4 protein-coding genes and 1 pseudogene are annotated in these 2,665 nt (G+C 68.6%); all 5 read left to right on the forward strand.

Going from position 1 to position 2,665, the window contains the following annotated elements:
* Positions 1-343: pseudogene (locus tag PLL68_RS13715) on the forward strand (IS3 family transposase); the annotation flags it as partial.
* A 38-nt stretch (positions 344-381) separates the two neighbouring features.
* Positions 382-1,035, forward strand: a complete 654-nt coding sequence (locus PLL68_RS13720; RefSeq protein ID WP_324535008.1) for an IS110 family transposase — start codon at positions 382-384, stop codon at positions 1,033-1,035.
* 39 nt (positions 1,036-1,074) lie between these two features.
* Positions 1,075-1,716: a transposase gene (locus PLL68_RS13725; RefSeq protein WP_324535010.1), complete on the forward strand. Its 642-nt coding sequence runs from the start codon at positions 1,075-1,077 to the stop codon at positions 1,714-1,716.
* Between the two features lie 306 nt (positions 1,717-2,022).
* Positions 2,023-2,280, forward strand: coding sequence for a type II toxin-antitoxin system Phd/YefM family antitoxin (locus PLL68_RS13730; protein ID WP_324535012.1), 258 nt, complete (start codon positions 2,023-2,025; stop codon positions 2,278-2,280).
* Position 2,281: 1 nt separating this feature from the next.
* Positions 2,282-2,539, forward strand: coding sequence for a Txe/YoeB family addiction module toxin (locus tag PLL68_RS13735; RefSeq protein WP_324535014.1), 258 nt, complete (start codon positions 2,282-2,284; stop codon positions 2,537-2,539).
* Positions 2,540-2,665: the final 126 nt, after the last annotated feature.

Here is a 2,665-nt window from a genome sequence, read left to right on the forward strand (position 1 = left end):
CCGTCAAGGCGTCGACGTGGCCGGGTGCATCGTCCACAGCGACAGAGGGTCCCAATTCCGATCGAGGAAGTACCTGCGCGCGCTGTCCCGGCACAACCTGCTCGGATCCATGGGCCAGGTCGGCTCGAGCGCGGACAACGCCGCCATGGAGAGCTGGTTCGCGCTGCTGCAGAAGAACGTCCTGGACCGCCGAACCTGGCACACCCGCGACCAGCTCCGCATCGCGATCGTCACCTGGACCGAACGGACCTACCACCGCCGACGACGCCAAGCCCGCCTCGGCAAGTTGACCCCCATCGAGTACGAGACCATCATGACCACACCGGCCACACAGGCCGCGTGACCAACCTGTCACCTATCCGTGCAGCAGTCCCGACGTTCATGAACAACGGTAGTGGTGTCTCTCGTGGGGATCGGAACCGCAACGCACGCCTGTCCCTGCTGCGGGGCGCGGTCCCGGTCAGGAACGCGATCGTCGGGATCGACCTGGCCGATCGCAAGCAGATGGTGGTGGTCACCGACCACGACTCCAAGGTCCTGGCGCGGCGCACGTTCCGGGTCAAGGCCTGGGACCTTGGCGCCGCGTTGGACTGGGCCGCCGAGCGCGCCACCGCGGCCGGGTTCGCCGGGGTCACGGTCGCGTGCGAGCCGACCGGGCACCGGTGGCGGGTCCTGGGCCAGCTCGCCGAAGCGCGCGGCATGCCGTTCGTGTGTGTGCAGCCGGCGATCTCGGCGTGGGTGCGCAAGACCGAGGACCTGACCAGCGACAAGGACGCGGTCCTGATCGCCCGCCTGGTCGGGCAGCTGCGCTGCTACCTGCCCGAACCGGTGGATGAGACGTGGGGACGGCTGCGGCACCTGGGGAACCGGCGTGAACAGCTCCTGGGTGAGCACGTGGCGTGCGTGCAGCAGATCCGCGACCTGCTCGAGTGCGTGTGGCCCGCCGCGCAGGAGGCAGCGAACTGGCCGTTCCGCTCCGCCACTTGGGTCGCCGCCCTGGCGGTGGTCGTGAACCGTGATGGCGGGGACCTGTAGCGCACCCGCCGCTTGGGGGCGGCCCGGTTCGAACGCGCGGTGCGCAAGGAGGTCACCCGCCGCGGCGGGCAACGGCCGTGCCTGCGGATCGCGCGCCGTCTCTTCGCCGCCCTGTCCGAGCCCGCCGGGGTGCTGGCGCACCGGCCGGCCGCGTTCGAGCGGATCACCTGGGTCATTGATGACTGGGACCACGCCAAGAGCGGCTTGGTCGACACCGAGGCGCGCATGGTGGCCGTGCTGGACGAGCTGGGCCTGACCGAGCTGGCCACGTCCATCAAGGGGCTGCCCCCGGTCGGGGCTGCCGCGATCCTGGCCGAGACCGGCGACCTGAACAGGTTCACCTCTGCCCGGGCCGTGGTCAAACACGCCGGCCTCGCCCCGCGCGAGCGGAAGTCGGGCACCTTCACCGGCCGCGCCCGCGTCACCGGTGCCGGACGGCCGTTGCTGCGAGCCGCCGCGTGGCGGGCCGTGTGGGGGTGCCTGCAGACCAACCGGGTGTACGCCGCCCGCTACCGGCACCTGACCACCCGGGACACCAACAAGCTCAAGCCCACCCAGGCACAGACCGCTGTCGCCGCGGCGATCCTGCGCCAGCTGCACTTCGTGATCACCCACCGCGAGGCGTGGGATCCCGGCATCGCCGCCCACGGCATCCGAACTGTGGAGGTGACTGCGGCGTAACCCGATCCACGCATCGGCATCAGGCTGAGGCGTCCCCAGGGCTGGGGCGGGGCGAGCCTTCCGCGGCATTGAGAACCCCACCGGTATCTCGTCGCTCATCACAGGCCGCCCCGTCCCGTCGTCGACACAACCCGATCACACGCTGCCGAGCACACCTCGATTACCGCTATGCAGGGACCGACGAGACACGGGCACCCGCCCACCCCTTGACGCTAAACACCTCACGCTGATGAGCGTGAAACGACGTCGGGACGGGGTAGCGCCACTCGCCGAACTGACGTACAGTTTTCCGTACAGGAGGTCACCATGAAGACGATGAGCTACACCGAGTCCCGTGCTCGCTACGCCGAGGTGCTCGACGGCGTTGCCAACGACCGGGAGGAAGTCATCATCACCCGGGCCGGGCACGACCCCGTGGTCATCGTCTCCCTCGAGGACTACGAGTCTCTGCGCGAGACGGCGTACCTGATGCGCTCACCGGCCAATGCTCGTCGCCTATTGGATGCCATGGAGCGTCTCGAGACGGGCCGCGGCAAGCCGCACGACATGATCGACGCCGACTGAGGTGCTCCTCGTCTGGGACGAGAACGCCTGGCAGGACTACCTCTGGTGGCAGGCCCAGGACCGCAGGGTCCTGAAGCGGATCAACACACTCTTGGCAGACATCGAGCGAAACGGCAACGAGGGCATCGGCAAGCCGGAGGCGCTCAAGCACGACTTCGCCGGCTACTGGTCCAGACGCATCACCGACGAGCACCGCCTGGTATACAAAATCGTCGGCCAAGAAGTTCGTATTGCCGCCTGCCGCTACCACTACGGGTAGCGCCATCTGCGGCAGATCCGGGCGGTTGTCTCTTGGCCCTGCGTGGGCTGGGCCTAGCCGTGCACCTATCGCCATACATGCCTCGGGGGCTTATCTTGGGCGTCGTCTGCGGAACTCATCAGTGGC

Origin of the sequence: Ornithinibacter sp. (genome assembly GCF_035443565.1) — a bacterium.
Classification (GTDB): Bacteria; Actinomycetota; Actinomycetes; order Actinomycetales; family Dermatophilaceae; genus Fodinibacter.

What these genes read in the sequence shown, in the direction of transcription:
- PLL68_RS13720 (WP_324535008.1), top strand. Translation starts at nt 382, where the DNA reads ATGAACAACGGTAGTGGTGTCTCTCGTGGGGATCGGAACCGCAACGCA.
- PLL68_RS13730 (WP_324535012.1), top strand. Translation starts at nt 2,023, where the DNA reads ATGAAGACGATGAGCTACACCGAGTCCCGTGCTCGCTACGCCGAGGTG.